Origin of the sequence: Streptomyces sp. NPDC017943 (assembly GCF_044328425.1) — a bacterium.
Classification (GTDB): Bacteria; Actinomycetota; Actinomycetes; order Streptomycetales; family Streptomycetaceae; genus Streptomyces; species Streptomyces djakartensis_A.
The window spans coordinates 768,127-784,772 of the sequence record NZ_JBIRHH010000003.1; the positions used below are offsets into that span (position 1 = coordinate 768,127).

14 protein-coding genes are annotated in these 16,646 nt (G+C 75.1%); 7 read left to right on the forward strand and 7 right to left on the reverse strand.

Translation table 11 applies throughout. The annotated features are described in order from the left end of the window. Positions 1-19: 19 nt before the first annotated feature. Complete coding sequence (locus ACH4C6_RS12945) at positions 20-904, reverse strand: RNA polymerase sigma-70 factor (RefSeq protein ID WP_398108608.1); 885 nt, start codon at positions 902-904, stop codon at positions 20-22. Positions 905-1,184: 280 nt separating this feature from the next. Here ACH4C6_RS12945 and ACH4C6_RS12950 point away from each other — a divergent pair, with 280 nt between their 5' ends. The 4 genes from ACH4C6_RS12950 (at position 1,185) to ACH4C6_RS12965 (ending at position 6,649) form a co-directional block, all read left to right on the forward strand. Continuing rightward, positions 1,185-2,015 carry an alpha/beta fold hydrolase gene (locus ACH4C6_RS12950; protein WP_398108609.1) on the forward strand — a complete coding sequence of 277 codons (831 nt, stop codon included), beginning with the start codon at positions 1,185-1,187 and terminating at the stop codon, positions 2,013-2,015. 59 nt (positions 2,016-2,074) lie between these two features. Then, complete coding sequence (locus tag ACH4C6_RS12955) at positions 2,075-3,514, forward strand: PLP-dependent aminotransferase family protein (protein WP_398108610.1); 1,440 nt, start codon at positions 2,075-2,077, stop codon at positions 3,512-3,514. Positions 3,515-3,720: 206 nt separating this feature from the next. Next, complete coding sequence (locus tag ACH4C6_RS12960; protein ID WP_398108611.1) at positions 3,721-5,283, forward strand: alkaline phosphatase D family protein; 1,563 nt, start codon at positions 3,721-3,723, stop codon at positions 5,281-5,283. Positions 5,284-5,392: 109 nt separating this feature from the next. Continuing rightward, a complete protein-coding gene (locus ACH4C6_RS12965; RefSeq protein WP_398108612.1) occupies positions 5,393-6,649 on the forward strand; it encodes a GNAT family N-acetyltransferase in 1,257 nt (418 codons plus the stop codon). Positions 6,650-6,658: 9 nt separating this feature from the next. On the opposite strand, the gene ACH4C6_RS12970 is transcribed toward ACH4C6_RS12965, so the two are convergent. Continuing rightward, on the reverse strand, positions 6,659-7,876 hold the full coding sequence (locus ACH4C6_RS12970; protein WP_398108613.1) for a trans-sulfuration enzyme family protein: 1,218 nt from the start codon (positions 7,874-7,876) through the stop codon (positions 6,659-6,661). A 59-nt stretch (positions 7,877-7,935) separates the two neighbouring features. Between ACH4C6_RS12970 and ACH4C6_RS12975 the strand changes: the two genes are divergently transcribed. Together ACH4C6_RS12975 and ACH4C6_RS12980 are read left to right on the forward strand one after the other, a co-directional pair. After that, positions 7,936-8,427, forward strand: coding sequence for an Lrp/AsnC family transcriptional regulator (locus ACH4C6_RS12975; protein WP_398108614.1), 492 nt, complete (start codon positions 7,936-7,938; stop codon positions 8,425-8,427). A 32-nt stretch (positions 8,428-8,459) separates the two neighbouring features. Then, on the forward strand, positions 8,460-10,151 hold the full coding sequence (locus ACH4C6_RS12980) for a DUF885 domain-containing protein (protein ID WP_398108615.1): 1,692 nt from the start codon (positions 8,460-8,462) through the stop codon (positions 10,149-10,151). Positions 10,152-10,167: 16 nt separating this feature from the next. Here the strand turns inward: ACH4C6_RS12980 and ACH4C6_RS12985 are convergent, their stop codons facing one another. Then, on the reverse strand, positions 10,168-10,686 hold the full coding sequence (locus ACH4C6_RS12985; RefSeq protein WP_398108616.1) for an immunity 21 family protein: 519 nt from the start codon (positions 10,684-10,686) through the stop codon (positions 10,168-10,170). Positions 10,687-10,731: 45 nt separating this feature from the next. Further along, positions 10,732-11,205, reverse strand: coding sequence for a rhodanese-like domain-containing protein (locus tag ACH4C6_RS12990; protein WP_398108617.1), 474 nt, complete (start codon positions 11,203-11,205; stop codon positions 10,732-10,734). A 94-nt stretch (positions 11,206-11,299) separates the two neighbouring features. On the opposite strand from ACH4C6_RS12990, the gene ACH4C6_RS12995 reads away from it, so the two are divergent. Further along, positions 11,300-11,746, forward strand: a complete 447-nt coding sequence (locus tag ACH4C6_RS12995) for an Lrp/AsnC family transcriptional regulator (RefSeq protein ID WP_398108618.1) — start codon at positions 11,300-11,302, stop codon at positions 11,744-11,746. Between the two features lie 6 nt (positions 11,747-11,752). On the opposite strand, the gene ACH4C6_RS13000 is transcribed toward ACH4C6_RS12995, so the two are convergent. From ACH4C6_RS13000 to ACH4C6_RS13010, 3 genes are all read right to left on the reverse strand, one after another. Beyond that, positions 11,753-14,749 carry an AAA family ATPase gene (locus ACH4C6_RS13000; RefSeq protein ID WP_398108619.1) on the reverse strand — a complete coding sequence of 999 codons (2,997 nt, stop codon included), beginning with the start codon at positions 14,747-14,749 and terminating at the stop codon, positions 11,753-11,755. Beyond that, positions 14,746-15,909 (reverse strand): exonuclease SbcCD subunit D, encoded by a 1,164-nt coding sequence (locus tag ACH4C6_RS13005; protein ID WP_398108620.1) that lies wholly within the window; start codon positions 15,907-15,909, stop codon positions 14,746-14,748. Before ACH4C6_RS13005 ends, ACH4C6_RS13000 begins: the two co-directional genes overlap by 4 nt. 109 nt (positions 15,910-16,018) lie before the next feature. Further along, positions 16,019-16,645, reverse strand: coding sequence for a YigZ family protein (locus ACH4C6_RS13010; protein ID WP_398108621.1), 627 nt, complete (start codon positions 16,643-16,645; stop codon positions 16,019-16,021). Position 16,646 lies beyond the last annotated feature (1 nt).

A 16,646-nucleotide genomic window follows, 5' to 3' on the forward strand; every position in this document is an offset into this window, starting at 1 on the left:
CCGGGCCGCGCGGCACCGGCTAGGCGGCGGGCACCGCCCCCAACTTGTCCGGGTTGCGGACCACGTAGACGGTCTGGACGCGGCCGTCGGCCACATCGAGCTGGAAGACCGTGTCGGGCTTGCCGCCGGACAGGACGAGGACCGCCGGGCCGGCGTTGAGCTCCAGGAAGCGGACCGAGAAGTCCTCCACACCCTTGCGCGCCGCACCGACGAGGAAGCGGCCCACCTTGTCCGCGGTGTGCACCACCCGCAGGGGCGCCCGCGACTTGCCGCCGCTGTCCCCGACGAGCCGGACGTCCGGGGCGAGCAGGGCCATCAGCCCCTCCAGGTCGCCGTCGGCCGCCGCGGCGAGGAACCGTTCGGTGAGGTCGCGGCGCTGGGCGGGGTCGACCTCGTAGCGTGGCCGCCGTTCCTCGACGTGGCTGCGGGCCCGCCCGGCCAGCTGGCGGACGGCCGGTTCGCCCCGGTCGAGCATGGCGGCGATCTCGGCGTGCGGGAAGCCGAAGGCCTCGCGGAGCACGAAGACCGCGCGCTCCAGCGGGGAGAGCGACTCCAGCACGACGAGGACGGCGAAGGAGACGGAGTCGGCGAGCACGGCCCGCTCGGCGGTGTCGGGCACGGTGTCGCCGAAGTCGGTGACGTACGGCTCGGGCAGCCAGGGCCCGACGTAGGTCTCGCCGCGTGACTTGATCTGGCGCAGCCGGTCGATGGCGAGGCGGGTGGTGATCCGCACGAGGTAGCCGCGCGGCTCGCGCACGCCCCCGCGGTCGGCGCCCGACCAGCGCAGCCAGGCCTCCTGGACCACGTCCTCCGCGTCGGCCACCCGCCCCAGCATGCGGTAGGCGACGCCCAGCAGGACGGGCCGGTGTGCTTCGAAGACGTCGGTCGCGGTCTCGGTCGTCACGATCCCATCCCAGCCCACGGCCGCCGCCCTGTCCAGGCGGAACCGGTCCTTCCCGGACACCGTGGCCGAGTGGCGCCGGACCCGGTGCCCACCCTCGGCGGGATCCGGCCGGTGCGGTGGGCGGGGGGGGGCCTGCTCCTGTGCAACCCGGAGGTGGGCACGGCCCGTTGAGCGTGCCGCCCGGGGGTGAAGGTGGCGGCTTCCGGGGGCTACCCACCGGTAGCAATTGCTGACAAGCTGTCTACGGCGTCTGTCAGCGCATCCAGCCGAGGAGCACCCCATGTCCGCCACCGTGTCCTTCGACGTCGCCACCGCGCGCGGCGAGCGATCCGTGACCCTGTCGTACACGCGCAGGGGCAGCGGCGATCCGTTGCTCCTGCTGCACGGCATCGGCCACCACCGGCAGGCGTGGGACCCGGTGGTCCCCGCCCTGGCCGCCGAGCGCGACGTGATCGCCGTGGACCTGCCGGGCTGCGGCGAGTCGCCGGCGCTGCCGGACGGCATGGCGCACGACCTGCCCACGATGAGCGCGGTGCTGACGGCCTTCTTCAGCGCGCTGGACATCGAACGGCCCCACGTGGCGGGCAACTCGCTGGGCGGTCTCCTGGCCCTCGATCTGGCCCGGGCCTCCCTGGTGCGGTCCGTGACCGCCCTGTCCCCCGCCGGCTTCTGGAACGACGCCGAGCGCCGCTACGCCTTCGCCGTGCTGACGGCCATGCGGGGCATCGCCCGGCGCATGCCGCTGCCCGTGGTGGAGCGGCTGGCCCGGCCCGCACTCGGCCGCACCCTGCTCACCAGCAGCATCTACGCGCGCCCGGGGCGCCGCGCCCCCGAGGCCGTGGTCGCGGAGACCCGCGCCCTGGCCGGCGCGCAGGGCTTCGCCGAGACGCTGCGCTCGGGCCGTACCGTGCAGTTCACGCACGACATCGTCGGCACACCCGTCACCGTCGCCTGGGGCAACCGGGACCGGCTGCTGGTCCCGCGCCAGGGGGTGCGCGCCAAGACCGTCATCCCGCAGGCCCGGCTCGTGCGGCTGCCCGGCTGCGGCCACGTCCCGATGAACGACGATCCGGCCCTGGTGGCCAGGGTGGTCCTGGACGGCAGCCGCTGACCGCCCGAGGGCGGAAGGCCCCCGCCGGGGGGCGGGGGCAGCCTCTAAGGTCTCCTTCCATGAGGTCGACGCACAGCGAGCCGGGCGAGGGCGGCGCGTCCGCCGCCTGGGAACTGCTGCTCCCCGCCGCCTCCGCGCCCGCGCGCACCCGCGGCCGCGCGCTGCAGGCGGCGCTGCGCGAGGCGGTCCGCTCGGGACGGCTCACCCCGGGCACACGACTGCCGTCGAGCCGGGACCTCGCCGCGGACCTGGGGGTCTCCCGCGGTCTGGTCACGGAGGCGTACGAGCAGCTCGCAGCCGAGGGCTACCTGCGCAGCGGCCGGGGCGCCGGGACCTGGGTGGGCGACGCGGTCCGGACCGCGCGGCCCCGGGCGCACGACCTCGCCCCCCGGTCCGCGGGCACCCGGGCGGACTTCGTGCCCGGCACCCCGGACCTCGCGCTGTTCCCCCGCTCGGCCTGGGCCGCCGCGCAGCGCGGGGTGCTGGCGGAGCTGCCCCACAGCGACCTGGGCTACCCCGATCCGCGCGGCCTGCCCCGGCTGCGCACCGCGCTGGCCGAACTGCTCGCCCGGCGGCGGGGCGTGGTGGCCGACCCCGAGCGGATCGTCGTCGTCTCCGGCGTCGCCCAGGCGACGACCCTGCTCGGTCACGCGCTGCACGCCCGCGGGATCCGCAGGGTCGGGGTGGAGGACCCCGGCAGCCCGCAGCACGACGCGCTGTACGGCTCGGCCGGCGTCACGGCCGTGCCGCTGCCGGTCGACGGCGAGGGCATCGCCATGGAGCCCCTGCGGGCCTCGGGTGTACGGTCCCTGGTGACGACACCGGCCCACCAGTTCCCCACCGGGATCGCCTGCTCGGCCCGGCGCCGCGCCGAACTGCTCGACTGGGCCCGGTCGGTGGACGGACTCGTCCTGGAGGACGACTACGACGGGGACTTCCGCTACGACCGCGCTCCCGTCGGGGCGCTCCAGGGCCTCGACCCCGACCGCGTGGCCTACACCGGCTCGGTCAGCAAGTCCCTCGCCCCGGGGCTGCGGCTGGGCTGGCTGCTGGTACCGGAGTCCTGGACCCCGGAGGTCGTGGAGCGCAAGCGCACCATGGACCTCGGCCATCCGGCCCTCGACCAGGCCCTGTTCGCCCGGTTCCTGGAACGCGGCGACTACGACCGGCAGTTGCGCCGCTGTCAGCGGGCCTACCGTGAGCGGCGGGACGCCCTGGTCGCCGCGCTGGACGCGCACTTCCCCGGCTCGGTGGTCTCGGGCATCGCCGCCGGGCTGCACGTGATCGCCACCCTGCCGCAGCGCTACGGGCCCGAGGAGCGGTTCCTCGCGCGCGTGGCGCAGGCCGGGGTGGCGGTGCGCCCGCTATCCTCGTACGCGCACGCGCCCGGCGCCGGTGACGGCGCGAAGGAGGTACGGCTGGTCCTGGGCTACGCCCACGTGCCGCCCGCCCGGATCCTCGAAGGCGTACGGCTGATGGCGGAGGCGCTCGCCGGCTGACGGCGGGTCGGCCGCGGGACCGCCACCGGCACCCGCAGGCGACCCCGCCACCGACACCGACACCGACACCCGCCGGCGACAGGAAGACGTCGCCCTGTTCCCTCACCCTGCGATCAGTTGTTCACTTGGGGTTCGTGCGGGCGCTGCGGCGTGCCAGTAGGTGTGGCTCTGCACACTGGCCGGATCCCGTCCCTGGAGGCGCATCCATGTCCCACCGTCCCTTCCCCCGGCGCAGCGTCCTGCGCGGCACCCTCGCCGCGTCGGCGGCCCTGTCCCTGCCCACGGCGCTCGGCTCCGCCCCCGCCTTCGCGCGGTCCGGGCGCCCGAACGCCGCCTGGGGCGTCCAGACGGGCGACGTGACCTGCGACTCGGGGCTGGTGTGGGTGCGCTCCGACCGGCCCGCCCGGATGATCGTGGAGACCTCCGCCACCGAGTCGTTCCGCCACACCCGGCGGTGGCACGGCCCGCTGCTCGGTCCGGGCACCGACTTCACCGGCACCACCCGGCTGCGCGGCCTGCCCTCCGGTGAGCAGATCCACTACCGGGTCTCGCTCGCCGACCCGGACGACCCGCGCCGTACCGGCGAGCCCGTCACCGGCACCTTCCGGACCGCCTCCGCCCGGCGCCGCGACGGCGTGCGGTTCGTCTGGTCCGGCGACCTCGCGGGGCAGGGCTGGGGCATCAACCCGGAGTTGGGCGGCTACACCATCTACAACGCCATGGCCGCCCTCGACCCCGACTTCTTCCTGTGCAGCGGCGACAACATCTACGCCGACGGACCCATCGCCGAGACCGTGACCCTGCCCGACGGCCGGACCTGGCGAAACGTCACCACCGAGGAGAAGTCCAAGGTCGCCGAGACGCTCGCCGAGTTCCGCGGCAACTTCCGCTACAACCTGCTGGACGAGAACCTGCGGGCCTTCAACGCCCGGGTGCCCTCCGTCGTGCAGTGGGACGACCACGAGGTCGTCAACAACTGGTACCCCGGTGAGATCCTCACCGACGGCCGCTACACCGAGAAGCGCGTCGACGTGCTGGCCGCCCGCGCCCGCCGGGCGTTCTCGGAGTACTTCCCGGTCTCCACCCTGCGCCGGCCGGACGGACGGGTGTACCGCGTGCAGCACCACGGCCCGCTGCTGGACGTGTTCGTCCTGGACATGCGCACCCACCGCAACGCCAACTCCCCCGGCGACCAGCCCCTGGACGAGCAGGGCATCCTCGGCCGCGAGCAGCTGGAGTGGCTCAAGCGCGAGCTGTCCCGCTCCCGCGCGGTGTGGAAGGTGATCGCCTCGGACATGCCGATCGGCCTGGTCGTGCCGGACGGGAAGACGGACGTCGAGGCCGTCGCCCAGGGCGACCCGGGTCAGCCGCTGGGCCGGGAGCTGCAGATCGCCGAACTGCTCCGGCACGTCACGCACCGGCGGATCACCGGCACCGTGTGGCTCACGGCCGACGTGCACCACACCTCCGCCCAGCACTACCTGCCGTCGCGGGCCGCGTTCACCGACTTCGCGCCGTTCTGGGAGTTCGTGTCGGGCCCGTTGAACGCCGGCGCCTTCCCGGCGAGCGCGCTCGACGGCACCTTCGGCCCGGACCGCGTGTTCGTGAAGGCGCCGGCCACGGGCAACGTCTCGCCCGCGGGCGGCTACCAGTTCTTCGGCGAGGTCGACATCGACGGGCACAGCGGCGAGCTGACGGTGCGTCTGCGGGAGCAGGACGGCACGGTGCTGTACACGAAGGTGCTCCAGCCCGGCCGGGTCGGTCAGTGAGTACACAGCGCAACGTTTGAATCGTCGATAAAACGGGGAAAATGGCGCCTTTACCCGCCGGTCACAATCCGTTCTCGACCGCGCAACACCGTTCCGTCACAGTGGGTGCATGACGCGCGAAGCGAACGAACCGACGAACCGCAACGACGACCCCCGCACCACGACGGCATGGCAGCGGGCCGGGGCGGCCTTCCGCGGGCGTTTCAGTCGCCGCCACGGACACGCGCCGCCGACGAGTGATACCGGGTCCCCGGCACCGCAGCAGGTGCCGGGGGCGGACACCCTGTGGCGGATGCGGACCACGGTGCAGGACGAACCGGGGTCCCTGGCCGCCCTGTGCGCGGCCCTCGCCGCGCAGCGGGTGGACATCATCAGCCTGCAGACCCACCCGCTGGCCGAGGGCACGGTGGACGAACTCCTGCTGCGGGCCCCGGCCGAGCTGCTCGCCTCGGACCTCTCCGCGGCCGTGCGGTCGGCCGGCGGCACCGACACCTGGCTGGAACGGGCCGACGCGCACGACCTGGTCGACGCGCCGACCCGGGTCCTCGGGCTCGCCGCGCGCACCGCCCTCGACGCCGCGGAACTGCCGCTGGCGCTCCGGCAGTTGCTGGGCCGGTGCACGATCCGCTCTCGGCCCGCTCCGGCGGGCGGCGACCGCGCGCCGGCCACCGCGCCGGTGGAAGGGGCCCTCGACGGCACCGTGCTGCGGCTGCGCTCCCCGGAGGGCGGGACGATCACCGTGGAGCGGCCGTACCTGCCCTTCACCCCGACCGAGTTCGCCCGGGCCAGGGCCCTGGTGGAACTGGACGCCCGGCTCGGCCCGCGGGTGCCGCAGGGCGCCGACGTGCTCACTCTCGCCGAGGGCAGCGACATCACCGTGCGGCGGGCCGACCCGAGAGATTTGCCGGCGGCCCGGGCGATGCACGAGCGCTGCTCGCCTCGGACGCTGCGGCTGCGCTACCACGGGCCCGTCGGTGACGCGGACCGCTACCTCGGCCATCTGCTCAGCCCCCGGCACGGCCGCACCCTCGCCGTGCGGACGGCCTCCGGCCGGATCGTCGGACTCGGTCACCTGCTCTGGGACGGGGACGAGACGGAGGTCGCGCTGATCGTCGAGGACGCGTGGCAACGGCGGGGTGTGGGCACGCAGTTGCTGGCCCGGCTGGTGGGCATGGCCGTCGAGGCGGGCTGCTCCAGCGTGTACGCCGTGACGCAGGCGTCCAACACGGCGATGGTCGCGGCCATGCGGGGGCTCGGGCTCCCCCTCGACTATCAGGTCGAGGAGGGCACGCTGGTGATCACGGCGCGGCTGGCCGGGGCCGTGCCGGCGGGTGCGGAGGAACTGGGCAGCACCTCCGCACCGTAGGGCCGCCGGTCAGAGGGCGGGGACGGCGGTGTGCCGCCCGTTCGCGCGGCTCCCCGCGGCACCGGCCGCGCCGGACAACGCCCGGTCCAGGTCCGCCCAGAGGTCCTCCACGTCCTCCAGGCCCACGGACATCCGCAGCAGCCGGTCGCCGACCCCGGCGCCCCGGCGGTCGTCGGCGTCGACGATGCGGTGGCTGATGGACGCCGGGTGCTGGATGAGGGTGTCCACACTGCCCAGGCTCACGGCCGGGGTGATCAGGCGGACCCCGGCGATGACCTCGTGCGGGTCGCCGTGCACCTCGAAGGCGACCATGCCGCCGCCGATGCGCGGGTAGTGCACCCGGGCCACCCGCGCATCGGCGGTGAGGCGGCGGGCCAGTTCGGCGGCCGTGGCGGACGCGGCGCGCACCCGCACCGGCAGCGTGGACAGGCCGCGCAGCAGCAGGTAGCCGGCCAGGGGGTGCAGGACCCCGCCCGTGGCGAAGCGCACCTGGCGCAGCTTCCCGGCGAACTCCTCGTCACAGGCGACGACGCCGGCCAGGACGTCGCCGTGCCCGCCGAGGTACTTGGTGGCGCTGTGCAGCACCAGCCGGGCCCCGTGCTCGGCCGGGCGCTGGAGGACGGGTGTGGCGAAGGTGTTGTCCACGAGCAGCGGCACCGAGCCGCAGGCGTGGGCGACGGCCCGCAGGTCGACCTCGGTGAGCGTCGGGTTGGCCGGCGACTCGACCATCACCAGCCCGGTGTCCGGGCGCAGCGCGTCGGCGACTCCGGCCGGGTCCGTCCAGGTGACCTCCGAGCCGAGGACCCCGGCGGTCAGCAGATGGTCGCTGCAGCCGTACAGGGGGCGCACGGCGACGACGTGGCGCAGGTCCGCCGCGCCGCGCGCGAGGAGGACGGCGCTCAGCGCGGCCATGCCGCTGGCGAAGGCGACCGCCGCCTCGGTGCCCTCCAGCCGGGCCAGGGCGGTCTCGAAGCGGGCCACGGTCGGATTGCCGAGCCGCCCGTAGACGGGCGGTCCGTCCGGCTCCGCGCCGGTGGCGGCGAAGGCGTCGATCCGGGCCGCCTCGCCGCGGCTGTCGTACGACGGGTAGGTCGTGGACAGGTCGATCGGCGGGGCGTGCAGCCCCTGCCGGGCGAGATCGTCCCGGCCGGCGTGCACGGCCTCGGTGGCGAGTGCTCGCGGTGCGGTGCGTACGTCGTCGTAGGCGCCCATGCTCGCTGTGTCCATGACGGAAGGGTGAACACCGGCCGGGTCGGAGGGGGCGAAACCCGTGCTACGTTCGGCCGATGGCCGAATCTGTCGTACTGGACCCGGTGGATCTTCATCTTCTGCGGCTGCTGCAGAACGACGCCCGGGCCACCTACCGGGATCTGGCCGCACAGGTCGGGGTGGCGCCTTCGACGTGCCTGGACCGGGTGGCCCGGCTGCGGCGCTCGGGGGTGATCCTCGGGCACCGGCTGGAGCTGGATCCGGCCAAGCTCGGGCGGGGCCTCCAGGCGCTGCTGTCGGTGCAGGTCAGGCCGCACCGGCGGGAGCTGGTCGGCCCGTTCGTGGAGCGGATCCGCGCGCTGCCCGAGTCCCGGACCGTCTTCCATCTGACCGGTCCCGACGACTACCTGGTCCATGTCGCGGTGGCCGACATGGCGGACCTCCAGCGGCTCGTGCTGGACGAGTTCACCGCGCGGCGGGAGGTGGCGCGGGTGGAGACGCGGCTGATCTTCCAGGAGTGGGCGTGCGGCCCGCTGCTGCCGCCTTCGCCCTCGGCTCAATCCGCGTGACGCGGGCGGTCCGCCGTACCAGGATGGACCGCATGTCTGAGATCACCAGCGCGCTTCCCCGAGAGGTCGCCGACGCCTACGTCGACGAGCTCGTCGCCCTCGACCCGATCACCGGCACGTTCCTCGGCGACAAGGCGAGTTCGAACCGGCTCCCCGACACCTCGCCCGCCGGCCAGGAGGCGCTGGCGGAGCTGGCCCGCCGGACGCTGGCCCGGCTGGACGAGGCGGAGCGGCGGCCCGGCGCGGACAGCGACATCGAGCGCCGCTGCGGGCGGCTGCTGCGTGAGCGGCTCACCGCCGAACTCGCCGTGCACGAGGCCGACGAGGGCCTGCGTTCCGTCAGCAACCTGAGCTCCGTCGCGCACGCGGTGCGGCAGGTGTTCACCGTGACGCCGGCGCAGAGCGAGGAGGACTGGGCGGCGATCGCCGAGCGGCTGCGCGGGGTCCCGGCCGCACTGGAGGGCTACCGGGAGTCCCTGGCGCTGGGCCTGGAGCGCAAGCTGTACGGCGGGCCGCGCGCCACGGCCACCTTCGTCGGGCAGCTCGGCGAGTGGGCCGACACGGACGGCTCGGGCCGCGGCTGGTTCGAGGGGTACGCGGCCGCGGGCCCCGAGTCCCTGCGGACCGAACTCGACACGGCCGCCCGGGCCGCCACCGAGGCGGTCGCCGGGCTGCGGGACTGGATGCGGGACGTGTACGCACCGGCCGTCGAGGGCGCCCCGGACGTGGTGGGACGGGAGCGGTACGCCCGCTGGGTGCGCCAGTACAACGGCACGGACCTCGACCTGGACGAGGCGTACGCCTACGGCTGGTCCGAGTACCACCGCCTGCTGGGCGAGATGAAGGGCGAGGCCGAGAAGATCCTCCCCGGTGCCGCCACCCCCTGGGAGGCGCTGGCCCACCTCGACGGACACGGCACCCACATCGAGGGCGTCGACGAGGTCCAGGACTGGCTCCAGGGCCTGATGGACGAGGCGATGGACGCCCTGGACGGCACCCACTTCGACCTGGCCGAGCGGGTGCGCCGGGTCGAGTCGCGCATCGCCCCTCCGGGCAGCGCCGCGGCCCCCTACTACACGCCGCCGTCGGACGACTTCTCCCGCCCGGGCTGCACCTGGCTGCCGACCATGGGGGCGACGCGCTTCCCGGTGTACGACCTGGTGTCGACCTGGTACCACGAGGGCGTGCCCGGCCACCACCTGCAACTGGCCCAGTGGAAGCACGTGGCGCGAGACCTCTCCCGCTACCAGGCGAGCGTCGGCATGGTCAGCGCCAACGCCGAGGGCTGGGCGCTGTACGCGGAGCGGCTGATGGACGAACTGGGCTTCCTGACCGACCCGGAGCGCCGGCTCGGCTACCTGGACGCGCAGATGATGCGGGCGGTGCGCGTCATCATCGACATCGGCATGCACCTGGAGCTGACGATCCCGGACGACTCGCCGTTCCACCCCGGCGAGCGCTGGACGCCGGAGCTGGCGCAGGAGTTCTTCGGCTCGCACAGCAGCCGCCCGGCCGACTTCGTGGAGAGCGAGCTGACCCGCTACCTGTCCATGCCCGGGCAGGCCATCGGCTACAAGCTCGGCGAGCGGGCCTGGCTGCTGGGCCGGGAGAACGCCCGCAAGCGGCACGGGGACGCCTTCGACGCGAAGGCGTGGCACATGGCGGCGCTGTCGCAGGGGTCGCTGGGGCTGGACGACCTCGTGGACGAACTGTCCCGGCTGTAGGCCCCCCGCCCGGGGGTCACCTCGGCGTGCGCAACCGGAGCCGGACGAGGTCCAGCCAGGTCTCCTGGCCCGGCTGGACCCGCGCGGCGCTGACCGTGTAGGTGCCGGGTCGCAGGGCGACGCGGACCTGGTCGGCGTCCGTGAGGCCGGTGCCGGGCCAGGCGGCGTCGAAGAGACGGACGGGGCCGGGCACCTTCCAGGCCAGCTCCGGCCCCCAGTCGGCCGTCGCGGCCGCCGAGGGGAGGCTCGCCAGCAGCTCCTCCTCGGAGTCGGCCGCGCACCAGCGGACGAACAGGCCGTGGCCGGGGAGGTACGCCGTCGCGGCCGGTTCGTCGCCCAGGACGAGGGCGGTGCCGTCGCCGACCGGGAGGAGCCCGGCCTGCCCGTCGACCTCGCAGGCCCGGTCGTAGTCCGACGCCGTCTCCTCGCCGTCGGCGCCCGCCCAGAACGGCAGGACGGTCTCGGGAACCGCGATCAGCGGCCCGCCGCCCGACTCCACCCACTCCACGACGCCCGGTTCCGCGTATCGCACCATGGCGCACGAACCTACAGGGTCAACTCCTCGGCTTGGACGCGGGGTTCAGCAGCCGCAGTCGTCCGCGTCCACGGGGGCCGTCAGCGGGTCGGGGTCCCGGTGGACGGCGCCGCCCCGGGTCTCGAACGCCAGGCCCTCGCGCACCCAGTACTCGAAGCCGCCGAGCATCTCCTTGACCCGGTAGCCGAGTTCGGCGAGGGCGAGCGCGGCGCGGGTGGCGCCGTTGCAGCCGGGGCCCCAGCAGTACGTGACGACGGGCACGGACGGATCGAGGAGCCGCGCGGCCTGCTCGCGGACGAGCGCGGTCGGCAGGTGGAGCGCGCCGGGGACGTGCCCCTGCTCCCACGCCCGGGTGGCACGGGAGTCGACGAGGACGAAGCCCGGGTCCCCGCCCGCCGCGAGCGCGGCGGAGACGTCGGACACGTCGGTGTGGAAGGCGAGGGCGGCCCCGAAGTACGCGGCGGCCTGCGCCGGTGCGGCCGGCGCGACCCGCAGGACGGGATTCACGGTGGTGGTCATGGACAAGAACCTACGGACCCCGACCCGCCCGTTGAAGGAGCGATCCCCGGCCCCGGCCTTGATCCGCCGGGGATTCCCCTGCTATTCCTCGGGAGTGACCGACTATTCCCCGGACAGCACCGACTGGCGCATCCTCGACGTCCTCCAGCACAACGGCCGGGCCGGTTTCGCCGAGCTGGCCCGGGCCGTGTCGATGTCGGCGAGCGCGGTCACCGAGCGCGTGCGCCGCATGGAGGAGGCCGGGGTGATCCGGGGCTACACGGCGGTCGTCGACCCGGAGCGGCTGGGGCTGCCGATCCTGGCGTTCGTCCGGCTCAGGTACCCGACCGGCAACTACAAGCCCTTCCACGACCTGGTCGCCGTCACGCCGGAGATCCTGGAGGCGCACCACGTCACGGGCGACGACTGCTTCGTCATCAAGGTCACGGCGCGGTCCATGCGCCACCTGGAGGAGGTGTCCGGGAAGATCGGCGCGCTGGGGTCGGTGACCACGAGCGTCGTCTACTCCTCGCCGCTCCCCCGGCGTGCTCTGGGCCGCTGACCGGTCTCAGCCGGCGCCCCGTTGCCTCAGGACCGATCCCGAGCGGCCCTTGACGACCTCCAGCTGGGCGTGGATCCGCCGTCGCAGGTCGGCGACGTGGCTGACGATGCCGACGCTGCGGTCGCGCTCGCGCAGGGAGTCGAGGACGTCGAGCACCTCGTCGAGGGTCTGGTCGTCGAGGCTGCCGAAGCCCTCGTCGATGAAGAGGGTGTCGAGCCGCACCCCGCCCGCCTCGTCCGTGACGACGTCGGCGAGGCCGAGGGCGAGCGCGAGGGAGGCGAAGAAGGTCTCGCCACCGGAGAGCGTCGCCGTGTCGCGTTCGCGGCCGGTCCAGGCGTCGACCACGTGCAGTCCGAGACCGCTGCGGCCGCGCCCGGTGCGGTCGTCGGAGTGGACGAGGGTGTAGCGGCCGGACGACATGCGGCGCAGCCGCACGGTCGCGGCGGCGGCGACCTGCTCCAGCCGGGCCGCCAGCACGTACGACTCCAGGCGCATCCGGCGCTCGTTGTCCGCCGAGGTGCCCGCGGCGAGGCCCGCCATCCGGGCCACCCGGTCGTACTGCTCGCGCAGCGGCGCCAGTCGGCGCATCGCCGCCTGCGCGCGGGCGGACAGCCGGTCGAGTTCGGCGCAGCGCCTCCGGGCGGCGTCGTGGGCGGAGGCGGCGTCGCGCAGACGGCGGGCCGCCCGGTCGGCGGCCTCCTGCGCCGCGGCCACGTCGGCGGGTGGCCGCGCGGCGGCCTCGGCGGTGTCCGCCTCGGCGAGGACGGCCCGGACGGCTGCCTCCTCGTGCTGCCAGGCGTCCAGCCGCCGCTGCAGCTCCCGGTGGGCGGCGTCGTCGAGGAGGGCGGCGGCCGCGGCCTGCGGGGTCTCGAAGCCGGCGCGGAAGGCGGCGTCCGCGAGCCGGGCGTCGGCCTCCTTCAGGCGCTGGGCGCAGTCCGCGGCCGCGCGGACGGCGTCGGCGGCGTCCTGGAGGAGTGCGGTGCGCCGCTCCAGCTGCGCCGCGCGGGCCGCGACGCTCTCCGCAGCGCCCCTCGCCCGGTCCAGTTCCTCCTGGAGGGCGGTGCGCTCACGGTCGAGGCGCTCCCGGTGCCCCACCCGGGAGGCGGCCCGGACGGCGGCCTCCTGCCGGGCGGCGACGCGCCGCTCGTGCTCGAGTCCGGCCTGGCGCAGCCGCTCCTGGGCCGAGTGCAGTTCGGCGGCGGCGCCGCGGGCCCGCGCGTACTCCTCCTCCAGTTCCTCCGCCTCGGTGGCCAGCCGGGCGGTGGGTGCGTCACCGGCCTCGGCGGTGGCGGCGGCCAGGGCCTCCCGGACGACGCCGAGGCGGCGTTCGTGCTCGGCGCGCTGCTCCTCGGCGCGCTGGTGTGCGGCGAGGGCGCGTTCCTCGGCCTCGCGGTCGACGTGCCCGGCGACCTTGCGGGCGGGTGCGGGGTGCTCGGTGGCGCCGCACACCGCGCAGGGTTCGCCGTCGGCGAGGCTCTCGGCGAGTTCGGCGGCGATGCCGGCCAGCCGCTGTTCCTTCAGGTCCAGCCAGTGCTGCTTGGCCCGCAACGCCTCCTCCTGCGCGGTGCGGACCTGTTCGACGGCCTTCTCCGTGTCCCCGGCGAGCTGGTCGCGCAGCCGGGCCGCGGCCAGCCGCTGCCGGGCGGGCTCACGCCGCACGGCGAGCTGCTCGGCGAGGGCGGCGGCCCGCTGGGCGTGGTCCACGCGGGTCTGGAGGGCCGTGCGGGCCTCCTCCCAGCCGTCGAGCCAGGCCTCGGCCTCCTGGAGGAGGTCGGCGTCGGCGCGCTCCTGGCGGTCCAGGCCGGTGCGTTCGTCGTGGAGTTCGGCCAGCCGGCGTTCGGCGCGGCGGGCCGCGTCGAGTCCGCCCAGTTCCTCGGCGGCGCGGCGGGCGGCGGTGGCCAGACCGGACGCTCCCGCGTCGGCGAAGTCGGCGGGCAGCAGGGCGCGGGCGCGCGCTTCGGCGGCGGCCGCCCGGTGGTGTGCGGCCTCGGCGGCCTCCCGCAGGTCCAGGGCGGGGGCGACGCCCTCGGCCTTGCGGGCCCGCTCCATGAGTGCCTGTGCCTCCCGGAACGCCCCGGCCCCCTCCTCCAGCCGCGCCGCCCGCTGCCGCGCCTCGGCGAACCTGCGCTGCAGCCGGGCGAGCTCGCGCACGGCGTCCAGGGCACGGGTGGCGGCGGTCTGCGCGGACTCGGCGGCGGCGAGGGTGCACTCGGCGACGGTGAGCTGTTCGCGGGCGGTGCTGCGGGCCACGGCCGCGGCGCCCAGCACGGCCTCGGCGAGCCCGGGTTCGCCCGGGGTCAGCTCCGGCAGCCGCAGGGCCTCGCCGGCGGCCTGCTGCATCCGGTGGGCGTCGGCCAGCAGCTCGGCGTCGCCCTCGCGCACCCGCGTCTCGGTGGCGCGGCGGCGGTCGGCCAGGCGCTTCTCGACGTCGGCGAAGCGGCGGGTGTCGAAGAGGCGGCCCAGCAGCTTGCCGCGGGCCTCGGCGTCGGCGCGCAGGAACCGCGCGAAGTCGCCCTGGGGCAGCAGCACGACCTGGCAGAACTGCTCCCGGCTCATGCCGAGCAGCTGGGTGATCTCCTCGCCGACCTCCTGGTGGGAGCGGCTGAGGTCCTTCCAGACGCCGGCGGACGCGTCGTAGGTGCGCAGCCAGGTCTGGGCCTTGTCGACGGTCGTGCCGGTGCCGCGCTTCTTGGGGCGCTCCCAGGGCGGCTGGCGGGTGACCTCCAGGCGGCGTCCGGCGACGGTGAGTTCGAGGCTCACCTCGGTGCGGGTTGTGGGGGCGGCGTGGTCGCTGCGCAGGCCGGTGCCCTGGCCGCCCGTCTGCCGGGCGCCGGGGACCGAGCCGTACAGGGCGTAGCAGACGGCGTCGAGGACGGAGGTCTTGCCCGCGCCGGTCGGTCCGTGCAGCAGGAACAGGCCGGCGGCCGACAGGTCGTCGAAGTCGACGCTCTGGGTGCCGCCGAAGGGCCCGAACGCGGTGACCGTGAGCCGGTGCAGCCTCACCGGGCCACCTCCCGCACGGTGTCGTCGGCGCGGACCGCGTCGAACGCGTCGCTCAGCACGCGCTGTTCGTGCGGATCGGGCCCGGTGCCGCGCACGTGCGCGACGAAGTCCTCGGCGATCTGCTGGTCGCTGCGTCCGGCCAGGCGCCGGGCGTAGGACTCCTCGCCCTCCTCCCGCTCGCGGTCGGGGTCGAAGACCAGGCTGAGGGTGTGCGGGAAGCGTTCGGTGAGCCGGGCCATGGGGTCGGCCGGGCGGACCGGGTCGGTGAGCGTCGCCTCCACCCACGCCTCCTCGTGCCGGGCGAGACCCGGGTCGGCGAGCAGGTCGTCGAGCGTGCCGCGGATGCGGGCCAGGGGACGCGGCACGGGGCAGTCGACGCGCTCGGCGCCGACCGTGCCGTCGGCGGCCAGGTCGACCAGCCACATGCTCTTGCGGTGGTCCGCCTCGGAGAAGGAGTACGGCAGCGGGGAGCCGGAGTAGCGGATCCGGTCGGTGAGGGTCTGGCAGCCGTGCAGATGCCCGAGGGCCACGTAGTCGACGCCGTCGAAGACCCCGGCGGGCACGGCGGCCACTCCGCCGACGGTGATGTCGCGCTCGCTGTCGCTGGGTTGCCCGCCGGTGACGAAGGCGTGGGCGAGGACGACGGAGCGGGTGCCGGGCGCCCGCCCCGCGAGGTCGGCGCGGACGCGGTCCATGGCGGCGGCGAGCACGCTCTCGTGCCCGGCCTTCTCCACGCCGAACTCGTCCTTGACCAGGGCCGGTTCGAGGTAGGGCAGTCCGTAGAAGGCGACGTCGCCGTGGGCGTCGGCCAGCACCACCGGGGTGCCGGCCGCCGACGGCTCGGTGCGCAGGTGGATGCCGGCCCGGTCGATCAGCCCGGCGGCCACGCCCAGCCGGCGGGCCGAGTCGTGGTTGCCGGAGATCATGACGGTGGGCACACCGAGGGCGGCGAGCCGGTGCAGGGCGTCGTCGAACAGCTCGACCGCGGCGAGCGGCGGCACGGCCCGGTCGTACACGTCTCCCGACACGACCACCGCGTCCACGGCCCGCTCCCGCACGGTCGCGACGAGGTGCCCGACGAACTCGGCCTGGGCACCGAGCATGTCGACCCGGTGGAAGGAGCGGCCCAGGTGCCAGTCGGACGTGTGCAGGAGTCTCATGATCCCCCGAGACTAACCGCCGGTGCCGACATCACGGGTGCTTACTCCCGTATCGCCCGGCATCAGCAGGCGCGTTGTGACCCGTTAACGTCCGCTTCGTCCCGTGTCCTCAGGCGTCGCCGTACGCCTCGCCGCCCTCTTCGAGGCGGGCCGTGCCGGAGGTCACGTCGGCGAGCCAGGCCCGGAAGGCGTCCAGGTCGGCGTCCGGGAGGGCGATCTCCAGGTCGACCTCCTCGCCGTACCGGACGTCGCGCACCTCGCGTCCGGTGGTGCGCAGGTCGTTCTCCAGTCTCCCGGCGCGCTGGTGGTCGACGGTGACCGTGGCCAGGCGGTACCGGCGGCGGGTGCGGGTGCCGACCGCGTCCAGGGCCTCGCCGACCGCGCCGCCGTAGGCCCGGATGAGCCCGCCCGCGCCGAGTTTGACGCCGCCGAAGTAGCGGGTGACGACGGCGACGACGTAGCGCATGTCGCGGCGCAGGAGCATCTGGAGCATGGGGAGACCGGCGGTGCCGCCGGGTTCGCCGTCGTCGCTCGCCTTCTGGACCGAGGCGTCGGCGCCGATGACGTAGGCCCAGCAGTTGTGGTTGGCGTCGGCGTGCTCCTTGCGGACCGCGGCGATGAACTCCTGGGCCTCCTGCTCGGTGGCCGCCGGGGCGAGGGCGCACAGGAAGCGGGAGCGGTTGACCTCGGTCTCGTGCACGGCCGCGCGGGCGACCGTGCGGTATTCGTCCTGCATC